Here is a 19863-nt window from a genome sequence, read left to right as displayed (position 1 = left end):
TATCCCCAGGCCAAGGGCAAAGCGCAACGACCATCTTGCCGTCTTGAGGACGGCGCCGCTCCGTGCCATGGTCAAGGGATGAACGACATCCTGTACCGTGCCGTCCCCTTGGACCGCGCCCACACTCTTCGCCGCGACGCCGAGACCATCTGTGCCCTGCGCCGTTCCCCCGACAAACGGGTCGTCCCCACTTGGCGCGAATTGTCGCTGGTGGCGGGTGACGCCCATCTGGCGGACCAATCGCGCCAAGCCCTGTTCCTCGACCGTATCGGTTCGGGCGAGGCCAACGCGGTCATTCTTGGGGGCACGGTCGCCGCAGAAATCCTCGACATGGCGGGACAAAGCGCCTTTCTCGGGCTTGACCATGGCGGCGCCCCGGTGTTCGCCGCCGACCTGTCGGACGCTCCGCCAGAAGCCGACGGAACAGGGCCGGCCCTGGGCCTGGGCGGCGAGTGGCTGGGGCTCAGGGCGGTCGGCGCCCTGCTGCCAGAAGGTGTGGCGGCGCTTTTGGGCTATGCCCGCGCCATGATGATCTGGCACCGCCGCCATCGTTTCTGCGGCAATTGCGGCGCCCCCACCGAATCGCGCGAGGGCGGACACGTTCGCCAATGCCTGGATTCGCGCTGCAACGCCCAAAGCTATCCCCGCACCGACCCGGCGGTGATCATGCGCGTCACCGATGGCGACAACATCCTGTTGCACCGTCAGCCATCGTGGCCGGCCGGACAATGGTCCGTGCTGGCCGGATTCGTCGAGCCGGGCGAGACGCTGGAGGAAGCGGTGGCCCGCGAGGTGCGCGAGGAAACCGGCCTTGAGGTCGCCGACATCGCCTATGCCGGGAGCCAGCCCTGGCCCTATCCCGGCTCGGTGATGCTGGCTTTCTCCGCCCGCGCCAATGGCGGCACCTTGTGCATCGACCCGCACGAACTGGAAGACGCCCGTTGGTTTTCGCGTCGCGACCTGCTTGAAGCGTTCAATGATCGCCATCGCCAGGACAAATCCGGCCTTTACCTGCCGACGCACGGCTCCATCTCGCGCCAGTTGGTGGAAACATGGCTGGGGCGGTGACCCCCGCCCCAGCCCATGACCTACATCCGCCGCACGCCGTCCAGGAAGCGATCGAGACCGCTTTTCATGGTCTCGGCGTCGCGGGCCAGGGAATCTGCGGCACTCAACACCTCGCGCGCGGCTGATCCGGTCTGACCGGCGGCGGTGGTGACCTCTCCGATATGGGTGGACACCTCATGTGCGCCGGTAGCGGCCTGGGCGACGTTGCGGGCGATCTCGTGCGTCGCGGCGCCTTGCTGTTCCACCGCCGTCGAGATGGCCTGGGCGATGTCGCTCATGCTTTCGATGGTCTTGCCGATTTCCTGGATGGCCCGCACCGCGTCCGTGCTGGTGGTCTGGATGGCGGCGATCTGGGTGCTGATCTCGTCGGTGGCCTTGGCCGTCTGGTTGGCCAGATGCTTGACCTCGTTGGCGACCACCGCGAAGCCCTTGCCGGCCTCGCCGGCACGGGCGGCCTCGATGGTGGCGTTCAACGCCAACAAATTGGTCTGGCCGGCGATGTTGTTGATCATGCTGACCACCTCGCCGATACGCGCCGCCGCCTCGGACAGGCCGCGCACCACAGAATCGGTGCGATGCGCCGCCTCGACCGCGTCGCGTGCGATGGCCGTGGACTGGACCACCTGACGCGATATTTCGCCGATCGAGGCGTTCAGTTCCTCGGCCGCCGCCGCCACCGTTTCCACGTTGGCGGTGGTCTGCGACACCGCCGCCGCCACCACCTGGCTTTCCTCGCTGGTCCGGTCGGCGGTGCCGGTCATGGCTGTCGCCGCCGACCGCATCTGGGCGGCGGCGGCGTTGACCGCCTGGGCCGTGGCCGACAAACCCAATTCCAGTTCCTGGGCCAGATTGGCCAAGGTTTCATGGCGCTCGCGCTCGGCGGCGCGGCGCATCTGTTCTTGTTTCTCGTGCAGCGACTGCACCTCGATGGCGTTCTGGCGGAACACCTCGATGGTCTGGCTCATCTCGCCGATCTCGTCCCGGCGCCCGGCCAAGGCGACGGTGACCGTGGTGTCGCCTTCGGCCAAACGCTGCATGGCCCGCGAAATGGCCGCCAACGCCTCGACGATACGGTGGCCGACCAGATAGGAGATACCCAGCACCACCGCCATCACCACGGCGATCAGGATGCCCTGGCTGGTGACCGCCCGCCAGAAGGCGGCGTCCACGTCGTCAATGTAGATGCCGGACCCGACCACCCATCCCCAATCGTCGATTCCCTGGACATAGGAGACCTTGGAAACCGGCTGCTCATGGCCCGGCTTCGGCCACAGGTAGTCGACAAAGCCGGCCTTTTGCGCGGCAACGGTGGCAACGAAATCGGAGAACAGTTTCTTGCCGGAAGGGTCCTTGAACTCGGCCAGATCCTTGCCGTCCAATTCCGGCTTGATCGGATGCATGACCATGCGCGCGCGCATGTCGTTGACCCACAGATATTCGCTGCCGCCATACCGCACCGCCTTGAGGGCGGCCAGGGCGGCGGCCTGGGCCTGTTCGGTGGTCATGTGGCCGGCCTTGGCCTCGGCCACGTAATGGCCGACGATACCGGCCCCCACCTCGACCACATGCTGGGTCTTGATGCGTCGCCCTTCCAACAACTCGTGCCTGAGCGTAGTGAGTTCCAGCGTCACCATCGCCGCCATGCCGACGAGCGAGGCCGCCACGATCAACAGGATTTTCGCGCGCACGCGCCAGTTGTCGATGAACATTTTCTCTCCCTATGTCCCGATTATGGTTTCGGGTTCGTGACTTTTCGTCCTTATGCATTATTGGAACACGCAAAGGCCCGCGGTCAATCAGTGGATTGACGGGGGCAATCCAGAAGAGCCGCACATAATCATCAACACCTCTCTTAAGGGTTTCCGACAAATAAAAAGAGCCGCCCGGTTGGGCGGCTCCTTCTGATTTTAAACCCTCGGGAAAGATCAGCGCGGCAATTCGCTGGTTCCCATCAGGAACTCGTCAACCGCGCGGGCGGCCTGACGGCCTTCGCGGATGGCCCACACCACCAGGGATTGGCCGCGCCGCATGTCGCCGGCGGCGAACACCTTGGGGTTCGAGGTCTGGTAGGTGTCGGTGTCGGCCAGAACGTTGCCGCGCGCGTCCTTTTCCAGGCCCAGACCATCGACCAAGCCTTCGTGCACCGGATGGACGAAGCCCATGGCCAGCGTCACCAAATCGGCCTCGATCTTGAACTCGGTGCCGTGGATCGGCTGAAACTTGGCATCCACCTCGACGCAGTTCAATCCCTTGAGCACGCCGTTCTCGCCGTAGAAGGACTGGGTGGCGACCGACCAGCGGCGCTCGCAGCCTTCGTCATGGCTGGTCGAGGTGCGAAGCTTGTTCGGCCACAACGGCCAGGTGGTCAGCTTTTCTTCCTTTTCCGGCGGCTTGGGCATGATCTCGATCTGGGTGACCGAGGCCGCGCCCTGGCGGTTCGAGGTGCCGACACAATCGGCGCCGGTGTCGCCGCCACCGATCACCACCACCTTCTTGCCGGTGGCAAGGATGTCGGCGGCGTCGAAGCCTTCGCCCGACACACGGCGGTTCTGTTGGGTCAGGAAATCCATGGCGAAATGCACGCCGGCCAGATCGCGGCCGGGAACCGGCAGGTCACGGGGCTTTTCCGAACCACCGGTCAACACCACGGCGTCGAAGGCATCAAGCTCGGACACCGGAACGGTAACACCCACATGGGCACCCACGCGGATTTCCACGCCCTCGGCCGCCAATTGGGCGGCACGGCGTTCGATGATCTTCTTTTCCAGCTTGAAATCGGGGATGCCATAGCGCAGCAAGCCGCCGACCTGGGCGTTCTTTTCGAACAACACCACCGAATGGCCGGCGCGGGCCAATTGCTGGGCAGCGGCCAGACCGGCCGGGCCGGCCCCCACCACCGCCACCTTCTTGCCGGTACGCGGCTTGGAGGTGTCGGGCTTGACCAAGCCTTCGGCCCAGGCGCGCTCGATGATGGCATGCTCGATGGTCTTGATGGCCACCGGGCTGTCTTCCAGGTTCAGGGTGCAGGCCGCCTCGCAGGGCGCGGGGCAGACACGGCCGGTGAACTCGGGGAAATTGTTGGTGGAGTGCAGAACCTCGATCGCCTCGGCCCAGCGGCTTTTGTAAACCAGATCATTCCAATCGGGGATGATGTTGTTCACCGGACAGCCCTGGTGGCAGAACGGAACGCCGCAATCCATGCAACGCGCGCCCTGCTTGGACAATTCCTCGTCCGCCATCGGCTTGGCGAATTCGTTGTAATGCTTCACGCGCTCGGCGGGCTTTTCATATCCCGGGGTCTGACGCGCGTATTCCTTGAAACCGGTAGCCTTACCCATTTCAGCGGCCTCCCTCACCTGCGGTCGAAGACCGTGAGACCGTCGTACCGCCGACGGCGACCTTGGGGGCCTGAGCCTGAGCCATTTCCTCCAGGGCGCGGCGATAGTCCACCGGCATCACCTTGACGAACTTGGGCATGTAGTATTCCCAGTTAAGCAGGATCTCGTGGGCCCGTTTGGACCCGGTGTAGTGGATGTGGTTGCGCAACAGCGCCTGGATACGGTCGGCGTCACCACGGGTCATGTCGCCCAGGATTTCCACCCGGCCGTGGGTCTCGAGGTCGTGGCTGAGGCCTTCGTGCTTGGCCATCGCCTCTTCCTCGGCCGTCACCGGTTCCAGTTCGACCATGGCCATGTTGCAACGCTTGGCGAAGTCGCCGGCCTCGTCCAGCACATAGGCGACGCCCCCCGACATGCCGGCCGCGAAGTTGCGACCCGTCGGGCCGATCACCAGGACACAACCGCCGGTCATGTATTCGCAGCCATGGTCGCCCACGCCCTCGACCACCGCGATGGCGCCCGAGTTGCGCACGGCGAAGCGCTCGCCGCCGACGCCGCGGAAATACACCTCACCCTCGGTGGCGCCGTAGAGCACGGTGTTGCCGACGATGATGTTGTCTTCCGGCACGATCTTGGACGACTTGGGCGGATAGATGATCAGCTTGCCGCCCGACAGGCCCTTGCCGACATAGTCGTTCCCCTCGCCTTCCAACTCGATGGTCACGCCGCGCGCCGCGAAAGCGCCGAACGACTGGCCGGCGGTGCCGGTCAATTTGACCTGAATGCTGTCGTCGGCCAGCCCCTCGGCTCCGTGCGCCTTGGCCACCGCACCGCCCAGCATGGCGCCGACGGAACGGTCGTAATTGTGCACGGCCTTGGCGATCTTGACCGGCGTCTTGTTCTTGATGGCCGGCTGCGCCTCGGCGATCAGCTGGCGATCCAGGACGGCATCGACGTCGTGTTCCTGATTCTCGCAGTTGAACACCTTGTCGCCCTTGGCGTCCACCTTGTGGAACAGGCGCGAGAAGTCCAGACCCGAAGCCTTCCAATGCTCGATCGCCTTGTTGGTGTCGAGCAGGTCGGAGCGGCCGATCATCTCCTGCATGGTGCGGAAGCCCAGACGAGCCATCCACTCGCGCACTTCCTCGGCGACGAAGAAGAAGTAGTTGATGACGTGCTCGGGCTGGCCCTTGAACTTCTTGCGCAATTCCGGGTCCTGGGTGGCGACACCCACCGGGCAGGTGTTGAGGTGGCACTTGCGCATCATGATACAGCCGGCGGCGATCAACGGCGCGGTGGCGAAGCCGAATTCGTCGGCTCCCAGCAGCGCGCCGACGATCACGTCGCGACCGGTGCGCAAGGCGCCGTCCACCTGAACCGCGATACGCTTACGCAGGTTGTTCAACACCAGGGTCTGGTGGGTTTCGGCCAAGCCGATTTCCCACGGGCTGCCGGCATGCTTGATCGAGGTCAGCGGCGAAGCGCCGGTGCCGCCATCGAAGCCCGAGATGGTGACGTGGTCGGCCTTGGCCTTGGACACGCCGGCGGCGACGGTGCCGACGCCCAACTCGGACACCAGCTTGACCGAGATGCGGGCTTCGGGGTTGACGTTCTTCAGGTCGAAAATCAGCTGCGCCAGATCCTCGATCGAATAGATGTCGTGGTGCGGCGGCGGGCTGATCAGGCCGACGCCGGGGGTCGAGTGACGCAGCCGGGCGACGAACTGGTCTACCTTGTGGCCGGGCAATTGCCCGCCCTCGCCGGGCTTGGCGCCCTGGGCCATCTTGATCTGGATGTCGTCGGCGTTGACCAGATATTCGGCGGTGACGCCGAAACGGCCCGACGCCACCTGCTTGATGGCCGAGCGCATGGAATCGCCGTTGGCCAGCGGCTTGAAGCGCGCCGGATCCTCGCCGCCCTCGCCGGTGTTGGACTTGCCGCCGATGCGGTTCATGGCCACTGCCAGGGTCGAGTGCGCCTCGGCCGAGATCGAGCCCATGGACATGGCGCCGGTGGCGAAACGCTTGACGATCTCGCTGGCCGGTTCGACGTCCTCGAGCGGGATGCCGTTGCCCGCCGGCTTGATGTCGAACAGGCCGCGAAGCGTCAACAGACGTTTGGATTGTTCGTCGATGGTCCGCGAGAACTGCTTGAAGGTGTCGTAATTGTTGGACCGCACCGCGTGCTGCATGGCCTGGATGGTTTCGGACGTCCAGGCATGCTCCTCGCCGCGGTTGCGCCAGGCGTATTCGCCGCCGACGTCGAGCGCGTTCTTGTAAACGGGCGCGTCGGAATAGGCCAGCTTGTGCCGGCGCACCGATTCCTCGGCCACCTCGGCCAGACCGACACCCTCGATCCGGCCCTTGGTGCCGGCGAAATACTTGTCGAGGAACGGAGTGGACAGGCCCACCGCGTCGAAAATCTGAGCGCCGCAATAAGATTGATAGGTGGAGATGCCCATCTTGGCCATCACCTTGAGGATGGCCTTGTCCATCCCCTTGATGAAGCGCTTCTGCACCTCGTAGCCGGACAGCGGCTCGGGCAGGGTCGGACGCATGGATTCCAGCGTCTCGAAGGCGAGGTAAGGGTTGATCGCCTCGGCGCCATAACCGGCCAGACAGCACATGTGGTGGATTTCACGCGCTTCGCCGGTCTCGATCACTAGACCGACCTGGGTCCGCAGACCCTCGCGGATCAGGTGGTGGTGCACCGCCGACACCGCCAGAAGCGACGGCACCGGAATGCGGTCGGCCGACACCTTGCGGTCCGACAGGATCAGGATGTTGTAGCCCTCGCCCACGCGGGACTGGGCGTCGCGGCACAGGCAGTCGATGGCCTTTTCCATGCCGGCGGCCCCCGAGCTGGCCGGCCAGGTGATGTCCAGGGTCACCGACCGGAAGCCGGAATTGGGCACCTGTTCGATGCGGCGGATCTTCTCCAGATCCTCGTTGGTCAGGATCGGCTGCTTGACCTCGAGCCGCTTGCTCTCGGGAGCGTCGTCGTTGCGCTCCAGCAGGTTGGGGCGCGGGCCGATCAGGCTGACCAGGCTCATGACCGATTCCTCGCGGATCGAATCGATCGGCGGATTGGTCACCTGGGCGAAGCATTGCTGGAAATAGTTGAACAGGTTCTTGGGCTTGTCCGACAGCACCGCCACCGGCGTATCAGTCCCCATGGAACCGATGGCCTCCTGGCCGGTCACCGCGATGGGCTGCAACAGGAACTTCAGGTCTTCCTGGGTATAGCCGAACACCTGTTGGCGATCGAGCAGCGTCTCCTGTTCGAAACCCTTGGGTTCGACCTCGATCTCGAGCTCCTCAAGCACCATCTGGGCTTCGTCCAGCCATTGCTGGTAGGGCTTCTCGCCGGCCAACTGGGACTTGATCTCGGAATCGTCGATCAGGCGGCCGTTCTCCAGGTCGATCAGCAACATCTTGCCGGGCTGGAGACGCCACTTCTTGACGATCTTGTCCTCGGGAATGGGCAGCACGCCCATCTCGGACGCCAACAGGAACTTGTCGTCCTCGGTGATCAGGTAGCGGGCGGGACGCAGACCGTTGCGGTCCAGGGTCGCGCCGATCATCCGGCCATCAGTGAAGCACAGGGCGGCCGGACCGTCCCACGGCTCCATCAAGGCTGCGTGGTATTCGTAGAAGGCGCGGCGCTTCTCGTCCATCAACGGGTTGCCGGCCCAGGCTTCGGGCACCAGCATCATCATGGCGTGCGCCAGGGAATAGCCGCCCATGGTCAGCAATTCGAGCGCGTTGTCGAAACACGCGGTGTCCGACTGTCCCTCGGCGATCAGCGGGAACAGCTTGGCCAGATCGTCGCCCAGCACCGGGCTGCTCATGGCGCGACGGCGGGCGTTCATCCAGTTGACGTTGCCGCGCAGGGTGTTGATTTCACCGTTGTGCGAAATCATGCGGAACGGATGGGCCAGACGCCAGCTGGGGAAGGTGTTGGTCGAAAAACGCTGGTGGACGAGGGCCAGGGCCGAGGTCATGCGCGGATCGAGCAGATCGCGGTAATACACCCCCACCTGATCGGCCAGCAACATGCCCTTGTAGACCAGGGTGCGCGACGACAGCGACGGCAGATAGAAATCCTTGTCGGCACCGGCCGGAACACGGTTCTCGGCCTGCTTGCGGATGACGAACAGCTTGCGTTCGAAAGCGTCCTGGTCCGGGCAGTTGGCGCCACGGCCGACGAAGATCATGCGCACATGGGGCTCGGTCGGCTTCACCGTCTCGCCCAGGCACGAAGCATCCACGGGAACGTCGCGCCAGCCGAGGACGGTCTGGCCCTCGGCCTTGACCAGACGTTCGACCATGCTTTCGCAAGCGGCGCGCAACGCCTTGTCCTTGGGCAGGAACACGCTGCCCACACCCCAAGCGCCGGCCTCGGGCAGGGAAACACCATTGGCGGCAGCCTCGGCGCGCAAGAAGGCTTCGGGCAGTTGAATCAGGATGCCGGCACCGTCACCTGCCAGCGGATCGGCGCCGACCGCGCCGCGATGGGTCAGGTTTTTGAGGATTTCCAGGCCCTGCTGGATGATCTCGTGCGACTTGCGGTTCTTGATGTCGGCAATGAAGCCGACGCCGCAAGCGTCGTGTTCATACTGCGGGTCGTAAAGTCCCTGCACTTCTGGCAATCCGCTCATCTGACGCTCGGTTCCTCTCAATCGCGGACGAAAGCGGCGGCCCCCGGCACACGACCTTTTTCATAGTTTTAAAATATGGAGACGCGGCCCTTAACGTATCCCCATAGGAATACGCGCACGCCCCAGCCCCTCCGGCGCAAAGGTGACTTCATACGGCATTCGCCGTGCCACGCCAAGGAAAACACACCTCGGCAAGGCTGCTCCCTATAACCCAAAGATGAGCTGTGGCATACTGCCCCTCAGGGTAGGGAGCCCCTTCGTGACAAGAGCAAAGCGTATCGCCGGCCTGTTCTTCGCGACCGTCTGCGCTTTGGCGTTGGGCGCGGCCGTGATTGTCGCGACGCATCCGCGACCCAAGACAGTGCTGATCATCGGCGGCCACCCCGCCAATTCCAAGGTCGCCGACGGGTTGCGCATGGGACTGGCCGAACGGGGATGGACCGAGGGCGAGAACATCCGCTTCGTGACCGCTCCTCCGGCCTTTTCCAGCGAAACGCTGGCCGACGAGGCGCGCAACACCATCGACCGGAACACCGACCTGGTGGTCACCTTGACCACCCAGGCGGCGTTGGCGACCCGCGATATCGCCAAGCCTTTAGGAATTCCGTTACTGATGATCCCGGCCAGCGATCCGGTGGCCGTCGGCTTGGTATCCGGTAACATCCATCCCGGCCAGAACATCACCGGCATCACCTTCGCGGCGCAGGAAGCCCGACGGCTGGAATATCTGGCCCGCATCGCCCCCACCGCCCGCCGCATCTGGATTCCCTTCGACCCCTCGGACCCCAGCCCGACGGCGATCGTCGCACGACTGCGCCCCGTTGCGGAGAAACTGGGTCTGACCGTGCTGACACAGGATGTCCACAACATCCGCGACCTGCTCAAGGGCCTGGAATCGCTGCCGCGCGACGTCGACGCCATCTTCATCCCCCCGGACATCCGCCTGTCCAGCAACGTCCGGGCTATCGCAAACGCCGCACTCGCGCGTCGGTTGCCGATCACCACGCCGCACCTCAACGGCGTTGAACAAGGTGCGCTTTTCTCGTATGGGTTCGACATCGACACCTTGGGAAAACAGGGAGCCCGCTTGGCCGACCTGATCCTCAGGGGCACACCCGCCGCCGACCTGCCCATCGAAATCGCCGAGATGAAATTGTCCGTCAACCTGACCGTCGCCGATCTGTTGGGAATCACCGTTCCCGACGACCTGTTGCGGCATGCGGTCATCGTCGGGCAAGCTGGGGAATAGGCATGAGGCTCAAGCAACGCCTGGCCTTGGCGATCATCCTGTTGGCGGTGTTGCCGCTGGCGGCGGCCGGCGTGGTGCTGACACGGGCAGCCTATGATTCCGCCTACGAACAAAAGCTGGCGGAACAGCAACAAGACGCCACCTTGGCCGCGCGCGAGGTCGAGGCCCACGTCGCAAGTCTGGTCCGCGAGTTGCAAATGATGGTGCGGATCAAGGGGCTGGCCCACCTTGCCACCGCCGAACAGCGCAAGATGCTGGGTGAATTGCTGGCTTGGGAACGACAGTTGGCGGACTTGGCCTGGCTTGACGGCGAAGGCCGGGAACGGACACGGGTCTCGCTTTATCACGTGCACGACGAAAACGACCTGGGCACCCGCTCCCGCTTGCCCGAGTTTGAAAACCCACGAGCCAGCGGCAACGTCTCCTTCGGCCCCATCGAAATCGACGCGACCAGCGCCGAACCCCTGATGGCGGTGTCGGTGCCGGAACGCGATCCACGAAGCGGCGTTGTCACCGGCGTCCTGGTGGCGCGACTTCGCCTGAAACACATGTGGGAAGTGGTCGGCCGCCTGCATGCCGCCCATGACGACACCCTGATCTACGTCACCGACCCCAACGGCCTGGTGGTGGCGCATCCCAACCCTTCGGTGGTGCTAGGCGGCACCCGCGTCACCCTGCCCCGCCGGAACGGCATCACCACGGGCATCACCGGCGACAAGGTCCTGGCCGCACGGATGACCCTGGTCGCCGGAGCGCGGGAACTGGTCGTGGTCGCCGAACAACCGCTGACCACCGCCCTGTCGCTGCCGTTGCGCACCGCCGTCGCCACCTTGGCCATCATCGCCGGCGCCTTGGTCGCGGCACTGATCCTGGCCCTGGTTGCAAGCCAGGCGATCATCAAGCCCGTCCAACGACTGGCCGGCGTCGCCGCCCGCATCGCCGCCGGCGACCTTTCGCACCGGGCCGATGGCGAGAACCGTTCCGACGAAATCGGCGACCTGGCCCGTGCCTTCAACACCATGACCGCCCGACTGGTTGAACTGGTGTCGACGCTGGAGGCGCGGGTCGATTCCCGAACCCGTGACCTGTCGACCGCCCAGGCCCACCTGCGCGAGGCCATCGAAAGCATTTCCGAAGGCTTCGTGTTGTGCGACGCCGACGACAAGGTGATCATCGCCAACCACCGCTTCTATGATTTCTATCCCGAAATCGCCCATCTGGCCCGTCAGGGACTGCCGTTCCGTATCCTGCTCGAAGCTGCCGCCCGGCTTGGCCTGGCCTGCGACGTCGACAAGTCCGAGGATTGGCTGGAGCAACGTCAACGGCTTCGCGCCACCGAGACGCCGCATATCCAACACCTGTCGTCGGGCCGTTGGCTTTTGGTCAACGAACGCCGCACCAACAGCGGTCAGATGGTGGCGCTTTATACCGACATCACCGACCTCAAGGTCGGCGAGGAGGAACTGCGCAAGGCCAAGGCCCAAGCCGAAAGCGCCGCCCAGGCCAAGAGCGATTTCCTGGCCGCCATGAGCCACGAATTGCGCACCCCGCTCAACGCCATCATCGGATTTTCCGACACCATGGTCAGCGGCGTCTTCGGTGAGGTCGAGAACCCGCGTTATCGCGAATACGTGCGCGACATCTACAATTCCGGCCAACATCTGCTGTCGCTGATCAACGACATCCTGGACCTGTCCAAGATCGAGGCCGGCGCCATGGAGGTCGACCGCCACCCCCTGGACCTGGGCCCGGTGGTCGAACGCGCCCTCAGCATGACCCGCGATTCCGCCCTGGCGAACGGATTGCGCCTGTCCGTCCGCCTGCCCGACGACCTGCCGCCGGTGGCCGCCGACGAACGGCGCCTGTTGCAGGTGCTGCTCAACCTCTTGTCCAACGCCGTCAAGTTCACACCCGAAGGCGGAAGCGTCACCTTGTCCGCGACCATTGAGGACAACATGGTGGCGTTGCGCGTCCGCGACACCGGCATCGGCATCACCGCCGAAGACATCCCACGCGCGTTCGAAGCCTTCGGCCAAATCGATTCGTCGCGATCCCGCCGCTTCCCCGGATCGGGTCTGGGGCTGCCGTTGTCACGCAAGTTGACGGAAATGCTCGGCGGTTCCCTGTGTATCGACAGCCAACCGGGAAAGGGAACCACCGTGACGGTGCGTGTCCCCGCAGCCCCCTCGCAAACTGTCGCCTGATCACCGGAACCGTGACAACACGTCGCTTTCCTTTGCAACGAAGGTTGGCTATGGTTGCCAAGGGAAAAGATAACACTATCGACGCCTAGAGGTGGCTTGCGCTCTATTTGGCGGCGCATCACGAACGCCAAGCACGTTTCAGGACGGACGTTGTTCCCTTATGAGTGACGATTTCGAGCTGTTCGACGACCCACCGCCTCCGCCCACCCAGGCTGCCGCCGGCGGGAATCGTGGACCTTCGGCCGCTTCCGACGACCTTTTTTTCGACGACGACGACACGTCGGCTACGGCCTCGACGGCCGCCCCCACCGGCATCAGCATGAAGGAACGTGTCGTCCAGTACCTGGATCTGTTCGCCGTTGACGCCGACGCCCAGGAACTGATCCGCGCCAACAGCGAAAACTTGGTGAAAAACACCGAAATGCTGGTGAACGACGCCTCTGAATGGGTGACACGTTTTCCGCCTTTCGGGGAAAAGCTGGCCGGCGACGCCGGAACCACTCTGCGCGGCGTTCTGGTCGAACACTGGCGCCACCTTTATTCCTGCGAGTTCACCGCCGACTATATCGCCACCGCCCAGCAATTGGGCTTCATGCTGGCATATCTTGATCTCGGCGCCAGTTGGTATCAGGCCATGGCCTCGGCCGGCGCGGCACGGGCCTTGGTCATGCTCAAGGGCAACCGGCGCTTCGAGGGGCTGGCACAGGCGTTGGGCAAGGTCGCCCAGCTTGACGTGTCGCTGGTCACCCACGATTACTTCGAGGCGGCGAAACAGGCGCGCGCCAAGACGGTCACCGATCTGGCCATGGGCTTCGAACGCTCGATCAAGGGCGTGGTGGACGAGGTCGGCGCCATGGCGGCGACACTGAAGTCGCATTCGGACGAAATGCTGTCGCGGCTGTCGCACATGGATTACGAGACGGTCAACATGGCCGCCGCCGCCGAGGAAGCTTCGTTCAGCGTCGACAACATCGCCCAGAACACCAGCGACCTGGCCCAGTCCATCGAACATATCCGTACCAACGTGGTGCGTACGGCGGACGCCGCCCAACAGGCGGCCCAAGCGGCCATGGCCACCGACGACGCCATGCGCGGCCTGTTGGACGTGGCCTCGCGCATCGGCAAGATCGGCGAAACCATCGACGTCATCGCCCGCCAGACCCGCATGCTGGCCCTGAACGCCACCATCGAGGCGGCACGGGCCGGCGCCGCCGGACGCGGCTTCGCCGTGGTCGCCCAGGAAATCAAGAAACTGTCGGAACAGACCAGCAAGGCCACCCACGACATCGCCTCGTCGGTCGGCGAAGCGGTTACGGCCACCAACACGGCAGTGGACACCATCCACCACACCGTGGCGGCGGTGTCGGGCATCAACCAGGTGGCCGCCGACGTGCGTCAGGCGGTCGAGGCCCAGACGTCCTCCACCGGCACCATCGCCTCGCATGTGGGCGAAGCCGCATCGGGCGCCAAGGCGGTGACCAGTTCGGTCAACAGCGCCATCGAGGCGCTGAGCGTGTCGTCCTCGGCCGCCGGAGAACTGAACCGGTCCGCCGACGCTTTGGCCGCCAAGGCCAACCACATGCGCAACGAGGTGGACAACTACCTCGCCCGCTTGCGGGCAATGGGCTGAGCGCCCGCCTGCGGACCATGGGCTGACAACCCGCCGCCGCTTATCGGACGATAAGCCTCTTCGATTCTATGACTTGTGAGTTATTTTCCGCCATCCGGCCATAGGCCGATGGTTATTGCTTCTTGCGCGTCAGCTTCTTGATGAAGACCCAGAAGGTGCCAAGGATGGGGCTAACCTTGAGGTGGATGCGCACCTTGTAGGGAAGCCGAGGCACCGCGCAATCGAACACAACGTTCAGTTCGCCGGTGGCGACCCCCTTGCGGAACTGCTCGACGATCAGGCCGTTTCCGGCCCACCGCGCCACTTCCGCGAAAAAATCCCGCCCCACCAGACTGGGGGCGTTGGCGCCGAAATCTCCGGGTTCCGTATCGTTATAGGCAACCACCTTGCCGTCGCGGTCCAGTTCGGCGGCACCGAACGACAAGCGCGCGACCTCTTCCGCACCGACACGAATCAGCGGGTTTTCAGGATCGTCCTCGGCAAAGGCAAAGACCGTCATATTCCACGGTCCGGCCTGAGTGGTGATGGTTGGCATTAAAAGCTAACTCTTCGCCTCTTACTCCCGAAGAGAATTTGCCGTATTATCCACCTTCGGTCCACAGGGAAAACGCGGTCGAGCGGGATGGAGATCAAGGACAACAACGGCAGGTTGGAAGTGGAATTGCCCGGAATCGTCGATTTGATCGCCGCCGGAGAATTGCGCGACCTGATGCTCGACGCCCTGGCGAAAGACAGCGCCGCCGACCTGATTTTGCGTGGTCAGGCGGTCGACCGCATCTGTACCGCCGCCATCCAGGTGATCCTGGCCGGCGTTCCGGCGTTCCGCACCGCCGCGCGACGGCTTGAAATCGAGGACGCCACCCATATGCTGGAGGCGTCGTTCCGCCAGCTCGGCCTGGGCGAGGATTTCGACAATTTTCTAGTGATTGCCTGACAGGGGATTTCTCATGGGTAAAAGCGTTCTGGCCGTCGACGATTCCAAGACGATGCGCGACATGGTCTCCTTCACCTTGCGCGGCGCCGGCTATACCGTGCTTGAAGCCGAGCACGGCGTCGCGGCGCTCAAGGTGCTGCAAGGGCAAAAGGTCGACGTCATCATCACCGACATCAACATGCCGGAAATGGACGGCATCACCCTGACCCGCCGCATCCGCGCCCTGCCGGCCCAGGTCGGCACCCCCATCTTGATCCTCACCACCGAAAGCGACCAGTCCAAGAAGGACGAAGGCCGCGCCGCCGGCGCCACCGGCTGGATCGTCAAACCGTTCAGCCCCGACAAACTGTTGCAGATCGTCGCCAAGGTCTGCCCCTAATCGGCACCAAGCCAGCGGCCAAGCGGGAGAAAGCCGAGCATGAGCGACGACCTGGGGTACGACCTGTCACAGTTCAAGGCGACCTATTTCGAGGAATGCGCCGAACTGCTCGCCAGCGCCGAGGAAACGCTGAGCCGTCTTCAGGACGGGAGCGGCACGGTCGAGGACTTGAACGCGGTGTTCCGTTGCGTCCACTCCATCAAGGGGGGCGCCGGGGCCTTTTCGTTCGACGACCTGGTCCATTTCGCCCATGTTTTCGAAACCGCCATGGACGCCCTGCGTTCCGGCCGGGCCGAACCGTCGCCCCAACTGGCCGAATTGCTGATGCGCGGCAACGACGTGCTGGGTGACTTCGTCCGCGCCGCTCAAGAGGGAGTTTCCCTGGCTTCCGACCACGGCGCCGACATCCTGGCCCAGCTTGCCGCCATTACCGAAGGCGGCCCTGTCGCCCCTCTGCCTGCCAAGGCCGTCGCCCCCCAAGCGGCGCCGGCCGCCCCACCCCCGGCCGTCGCTTCCGTTTTCAAATGCTACAAGATCGCGTTTCAGCCGACCCTCGCCATGCTGCGCACCGGCAACGACCCGTTGTTGATGATCCGCGAACTCGCGGCGCTGGGCGACCTGGATGTGGCGGTCGACCGCTCGCGCATGCCCAGCCTGACGGAAATGGACCCCCAGGCGGCCTATTTGTCGTGGACCTTTACCTTGACCACCGACAAGGACCGTCAGGCGATCGCCGACGTGTTCGAATTCGTGGACGGCGACACCGCCACCATCACCATCGAGGAAATCCAGGGCGCCGAGGAAGGCGACGGCTGGGGCTTGTTCGCGCCGCTGCCGACCGCCGCTCCCGCCGCGGGCGCCTCCCAGGCCGGCGATGTCGAAGGTGACGGCTGGGGGCTGTTCGCCCCTCAATCCGCACCCGCCGCCGAACAGCCGGCGAAACCCGCTTCCGTGCCGGCAACGGCCGCGCCGACGCCAGCCGCCGCCGCCGGCGGTCAGGTGCACACCACCTCGATCCGCGTCGATCTGGACAAGGTCGACCGTCTGGTCAACATGGTGGGCGAACTGGTCATCACCCAGGCCATGTTGGGACAGCAAGCCATTGGGTTTTCCGTCGAATCCCATCCCGAACTGATCCAGGGATTGCAAGAGCTCTCGCACCACACCCGCGAGCTTCAGGAAAGCGTGATGGCGATCCGCGCCCAACCGGTCAAGGCGCTGTTCTCCAAGGCGCCGCGTCTGGTGCGCGACCTTTCTTCCAAGCTGGGCAAACAGGCCCGCTTGGTCATGAGCGGTGAAAATACCGAGGTGGACAAGACGGTGATCGAACAATTGTCCGATCCCCTGACCCATCTGATCCGCAACGCGCTGGATCACGGCCTGGAAACGCCCGAGGAACGCATGGCCGTGGGCAAGCCGACCGAGGGCACCATCCACCTCGCCGCCGAGCACCGCTCGGGCCGCATCATCATCGAGATCAGCGACGACGGACGCGGCATCGACCGCAAGCGGGTGCTGGAAAAGGCCATCGACAAGGGTTTGGTGGAACGCGGCCAGCAATTGACCGACGAACAGGTCGACATGCTGATCTTCGCCCCCGGCTTCTCGACCGCCAGCGAGGTTTCGGACGTTTCGGGCCGCGGCGTCGGCATGGACGTGGTGCGCAAGAACATCCAGGACGTGGGGGGCCGCGTGGTGGTGCAAAGCACGCCGGGCGCCGGTTCCCGCTTCATCTTGTCGTTGCCGCTGACCCTGGCGGTGATGGACGGCATGTTGGTGGCGATCGGCGGACAGCGTTACGTGCTGCCGTTGACCAACATCGTCGAATCGCTGCGCCCCGCCGCCCATCAGGCCCGCTTCCTGGTGGACGTCGGCGACGTGCTGACGTTGCGCGGCGAATACATCCGCCTGATCCCGCTGCACCGCCTGTTCGGAATCGGCAACGCCATCACCGACCCCACCCGAGGGTTGGTCGTGGTGGTCGAGACCGAGGGGGGCGACCGGGTCGGCCTTCTGGTGGACGAATTGCTAGGGCAGCAACAGGTGGTGATCAAGTCGCTCGACGCCAATTTCCGCCCGGTCGAGGGTATCTCGGCCGCGACCATCCTGGGCGATGGCCGCGTGGCCCTGATCCTGGACGTGGGAGCCCTGCGCGTCATGGGGGAAAGACTGACCGTCCACGACCGCAACGCCGCCGCGGCCGAGTAAGGAAATCAACATCCCCCTCCCGCGATATTGACGGCTCGGTGATTGCGGCGCAGTCTTCATGACCTTTTCCTGATACACTGGACCGCCGCTCACGGATAACCACAGGAGACCACATGTCGTACTCCAACGAAGCCGCCCAGGCCGGTGTCCGCCAGTTCATCTCCTTCAAGATCGGCGACGAGGAATATGGCGTGGACATCATGGCCATCCGCGAGATCAAGGGATGGACGGAAACCACGGAACTTCCCGATTCGCCACCTTATCTGCGCGGTGTCATCAACCTGCGCGGCGCCATCATCCCGGTCTTCGATCTGCGCGCCCGTTTCAGCGGTGTCCTGACCCAGGCCACGGCCCGTCACGTCACCATCGTGGTGACGGTGGGAAGGCGGGTGCTGGGCCTTCTGGTGGACGCGGTCGCCGACATCATTACCGTCGCCGCCGATTCCATCCAGCCGGTTCCCGACATGGACGGCACAGACCGGGCACGGTTCCTGTCCGGGCTGGTGACGGTCGAGGGGCGCATGGTGGCGCTTCTCGATCTTGAGAACATGTTACGCGGCGACCTCCATGCCGCCCACGACGCTGCGGCCTGAAACTGTAGAACACAGGGGAGACGGGATAATGGAAAAGAACAAGGGGCTTACCGTCAAAGGCCGGATCTACGGTGGGTTCGGCATCGTCCTGGCCTTCCTGGTCGCGTTGGCTGCGGTGGCGCTTTTAGGCTTCGCCACGGTTCGCGACAACGTGGCCGACTATGCCCGCGTGCTGGTCAACACCTCGGCCATCCAACAGATCGACCGCAACGTCGCCGGCCTGCGCCGCAACATCTTCGTGTACGTTGACGAAGGCAACCAGAAAGCCCTGGACCGCGCCAACGAATTGCGCACCGTCTTGCGCCGCGACCTGAACGAGGTCGCGGCCCGCGTCCGTCTGGCTGAAACCAAGGCAGCCATGGACCGCATGGTCATCTTGTTCGAACGCTACAGCGGAAACTTCGACAAGGTGATCGAACTGCGCACCGAGCGCGAACGACTGGTGCGCGAAGGCACCGACGTCATCGGCCGCGACACTTCGGCGATCGTCGACCGTCTGATTGCCGCGCGGATCCAGGAGCGCAACTTCGACGCACTGGTCAGCCTGTCCGCCATCGACAGCCATTTCAGCACCGCCCGTCTGGCGGTCCTGCGCTTCCAGGGCCGCATGAACGAGGCCGAGGCCGAACTGGCCATCAAGCAATTGAACGAGGCCCAAAGCCTGCTGGAAACCGCTTCGCGCAACGAAATGGGCAATGCCCGCACGCAGATCGAGGATCTGCTGGGACGGGTCAAATCCTATCGCGATTCCTTCACCCGCCAGCGCGACGCCACGCTCAGCTATCGCAAGTTGGTCGAGGACATGGGAGTTCTGGCCACCGAGTTCGGCGACTTGGCCCGCGATGCCGCTGAACGCCAGAACAAGCAGTTGAGCCTGATCGAAGAAGCGACCTTCTCGGTCATGAACAGCCGGTCCACCATTGCCGCCGTGGCCTCGGCCCTTGCCGTGGTGCTGGGATTGTTCGCGGCCTATCTGATCGCGCGCTCGATCCTGGTGCCCATCAACCGCATGACCGACGCCATGGGCGATCTTGCCGGCGGCCGGCTTGACGTCACCGTTCCGGCGCTGGAGCGCGGCGACGAGATCGGCCAGATGGCCCAGGCGGTCCAGGTGTTCAAGCAGAACGCGGTGGACAAGAAGCGGATGGAGGAAGAGGCCGAGGCGGCGCGGGAGGCTCAGGCCAAGGCCGAGGCCGAGCAGCGCGGCCGCGAGGCGGCGATCGTCGCCGAGGTGGCCGAGGTGGCCAAGGCGGCGTCGGAAGGCGACCTTGACCGCCGCATCGAGCTGGCCGGCAAGGACGGCTTCCTGCTGAACCTGTGCGAGGGCGTCAACAATCTGGTCAACCTGACCGGCATCGCGCTCAAGGACGTTGCCGAAGTTCTGGCGGCGGTGGCGCGCGGCGACCTGACCCGGCGCATCACCAACAATTACGGCGGGCTGTTCGGCCAGCTCAAGGGCGACGTCAACCAGACCGCCGACAAGCTGTTCGAGATCGTCACCAACATCAATTCCTCCGCCGGGCAGATCGGCTCGGCGGCGGCCGAGGTGGCGGCCGGGTCGCAGGATTTGTCGGAACGTTCTGAACAGCAGGCCAGCGCA

The 19863-nt window shown here is 64.4% G+C and carries 13 protein-coding genes; 9 read left to right on the top strand and 4 right to left on the bottom strand.

What is annotated here, in order from left to right:
* Nucleotides 1-78: 78 nt before the first annotated feature.
* Nucleotides 79-1068 carry an NAD(+) diphosphatase gene (gene nudC, locus G4223_RS16690; RefSeq protein ID WP_163682093.1) on the top strand — a complete coding sequence of 330 codons (990 nt, stop codon included), beginning with the start codon at nucleotides 79-81 and terminating at the stop codon, nucleotides 1066-1068.
* 20 nt (nucleotides 1069-1088) lie between these two features.
* Here the strand turns inward: nudC and G4223_RS16685 are convergent, their stop codons facing one another.
* The 3 genes from G4223_RS16685 to gltB all read right to left on the bottom strand — a co-directional run bounded on the left by G4223_RS16685 (nucleotide 1089) and on the right by gltB (nucleotide 9066).
* Complete coding sequence (locus G4223_RS16685; protein WP_241004183.1) at nucleotides 1089-2777, bottom strand: methyl-accepting chemotaxis protein; 1689 nt, start codon at nucleotides 2775-2777, stop codon at nucleotides 1089-1091.
* 216 nt (nucleotides 2778-2993) lie between these two features.
* The gene (locus G4223_RS16680) at nucleotides 2994-4406 is read right to left on the bottom strand and encodes a glutamate synthase subunit beta (protein ID WP_163682091.1); all 1413 of its coding nucleotides are present in this window, start codon (nucleotides 4404-4406) and stop codon (nucleotides 2994-2996) included.
* Between the two features lies 1 nt (nucleotide 4407).
* The gene (gene gltB / locus G4223_RS16675) at nucleotides 4408-9066 is read right to left on the bottom strand and encodes a glutamate synthase large subunit (RefSeq protein WP_163682088.1); all 4659 of its coding nucleotides are present in this window, start codon (nucleotides 9064-9066) and stop codon (nucleotides 4408-4410) included.
* A 259-nt stretch (nucleotides 9067-9325) separates the two neighbouring features.
* Here gltB and G4223_RS16670 point away from each other — a divergent pair, with 259 nt between their 5' ends.
* The 3 genes from G4223_RS16670 to G4223_RS16660 all read left to right on the top strand — a co-directional run bounded on the left by G4223_RS16670 (nucleotide 9326) and on the right by G4223_RS16660 (nucleotide 14149).
* Nucleotides 9326-10315 carry an ABC transporter substrate binding protein gene (locus tag G4223_RS16670; RefSeq protein WP_163682085.1) on the top strand — a complete coding sequence of 330 codons (990 nt, stop codon included), beginning with the start codon at nucleotides 9326-9328 and terminating at the stop codon, nucleotides 10313-10315.
* 2 nt (nucleotides 10316-10317) lie between these two features.
* Nucleotides 10318-12519: a sensor histidine kinase gene (locus G4223_RS16665; protein ID WP_163682083.1), complete on the top strand. Its 2202-nt coding sequence runs from the start codon at nucleotides 10318-10320 to the stop codon at nucleotides 12517-12519.
* A 160-nt stretch (nucleotides 12520-12679) separates the two neighbouring features.
* Nucleotides 12680-14149 carry a methyl-accepting chemotaxis protein gene (locus tag G4223_RS16660; RefSeq protein ID WP_163682081.1) on the top strand — a complete coding sequence of 490 codons (1470 nt, stop codon included), beginning with the start codon at nucleotides 12680-12682 and terminating at the stop codon, nucleotides 14147-14149.
* Nucleotides 14150-14261: 112 nt separating this feature from the next.
* On the opposite strand, the gene G4223_RS16655 is transcribed toward G4223_RS16660, so the two are convergent.
* Nucleotides 14262-14648, bottom strand: a complete 387-nt coding sequence (locus G4223_RS16655; RefSeq protein WP_163682079.1) for a PAS domain-containing protein — start codon at nucleotides 14646-14648, stop codon at nucleotides 14262-14264.
* Nucleotides 14649-14771: 123 nt separating this feature from the next.
* On the opposite strand from G4223_RS16655, the gene G4223_RS16650 reads away from it, so the two are divergent.
* From G4223_RS16650 to G4223_RS16630, 5 genes are all read left to right on the top strand, one after another.
* Nucleotides 14772-15083, top strand: coding sequence for a hypothetical protein (locus G4223_RS16650; RefSeq protein WP_163682077.1), 312 nt, complete (start codon nucleotides 14772-14774; stop codon nucleotides 15081-15083).
* Nucleotides 15084-15096: 13 nt separating this feature from the next.
* Nucleotides 15097-15462: a response regulator gene (locus G4223_RS16645; RefSeq protein ID WP_163682075.1), complete on the top strand. Its 366-nt coding sequence runs from the start codon at nucleotides 15097-15099 to the stop codon at nucleotides 15460-15462.
* 39 nt (nucleotides 15463-15501) lie between these two features.
* Entirely contained in the window at nucleotides 15502-17670 is a 2169-nt protein-coding gene (locus G4223_RS16640) for a chemotaxis protein CheA (protein ID WP_163682073.1), read from the top strand.
* A 113-nt stretch (nucleotides 17671-17783) separates the two neighbouring features.
* On the top strand, nucleotides 17784-18263 hold the full coding sequence (locus tag G4223_RS16635; protein WP_163682071.1) for a chemotaxis protein CheW: 480 nt from the start codon (nucleotides 17784-17786) through the stop codon (nucleotides 18261-18263).
* Between the two features lie 28 nt (nucleotides 18264-18291).
* Nucleotides 18292-19863: methyl-accepting chemotaxis protein (locus G4223_RS16630; RefSeq protein WP_163682069.1), on the top strand; the 1572-nt coding region annotated here is incomplete at its 3' end.

Source organism: Magnetospirillum aberrantis SpK, assembly GCF_011022235.1.
Classification (GTDB): Bacteria; Pseudomonadota; Alphaproteobacteria; order Rhodospirillales; family Magnetospirillaceae; genus Magnetospirillum; species Magnetospirillum aberrantis.
This window is presented reverse-complemented; position numbering and strand designations above follow the sequence as displayed.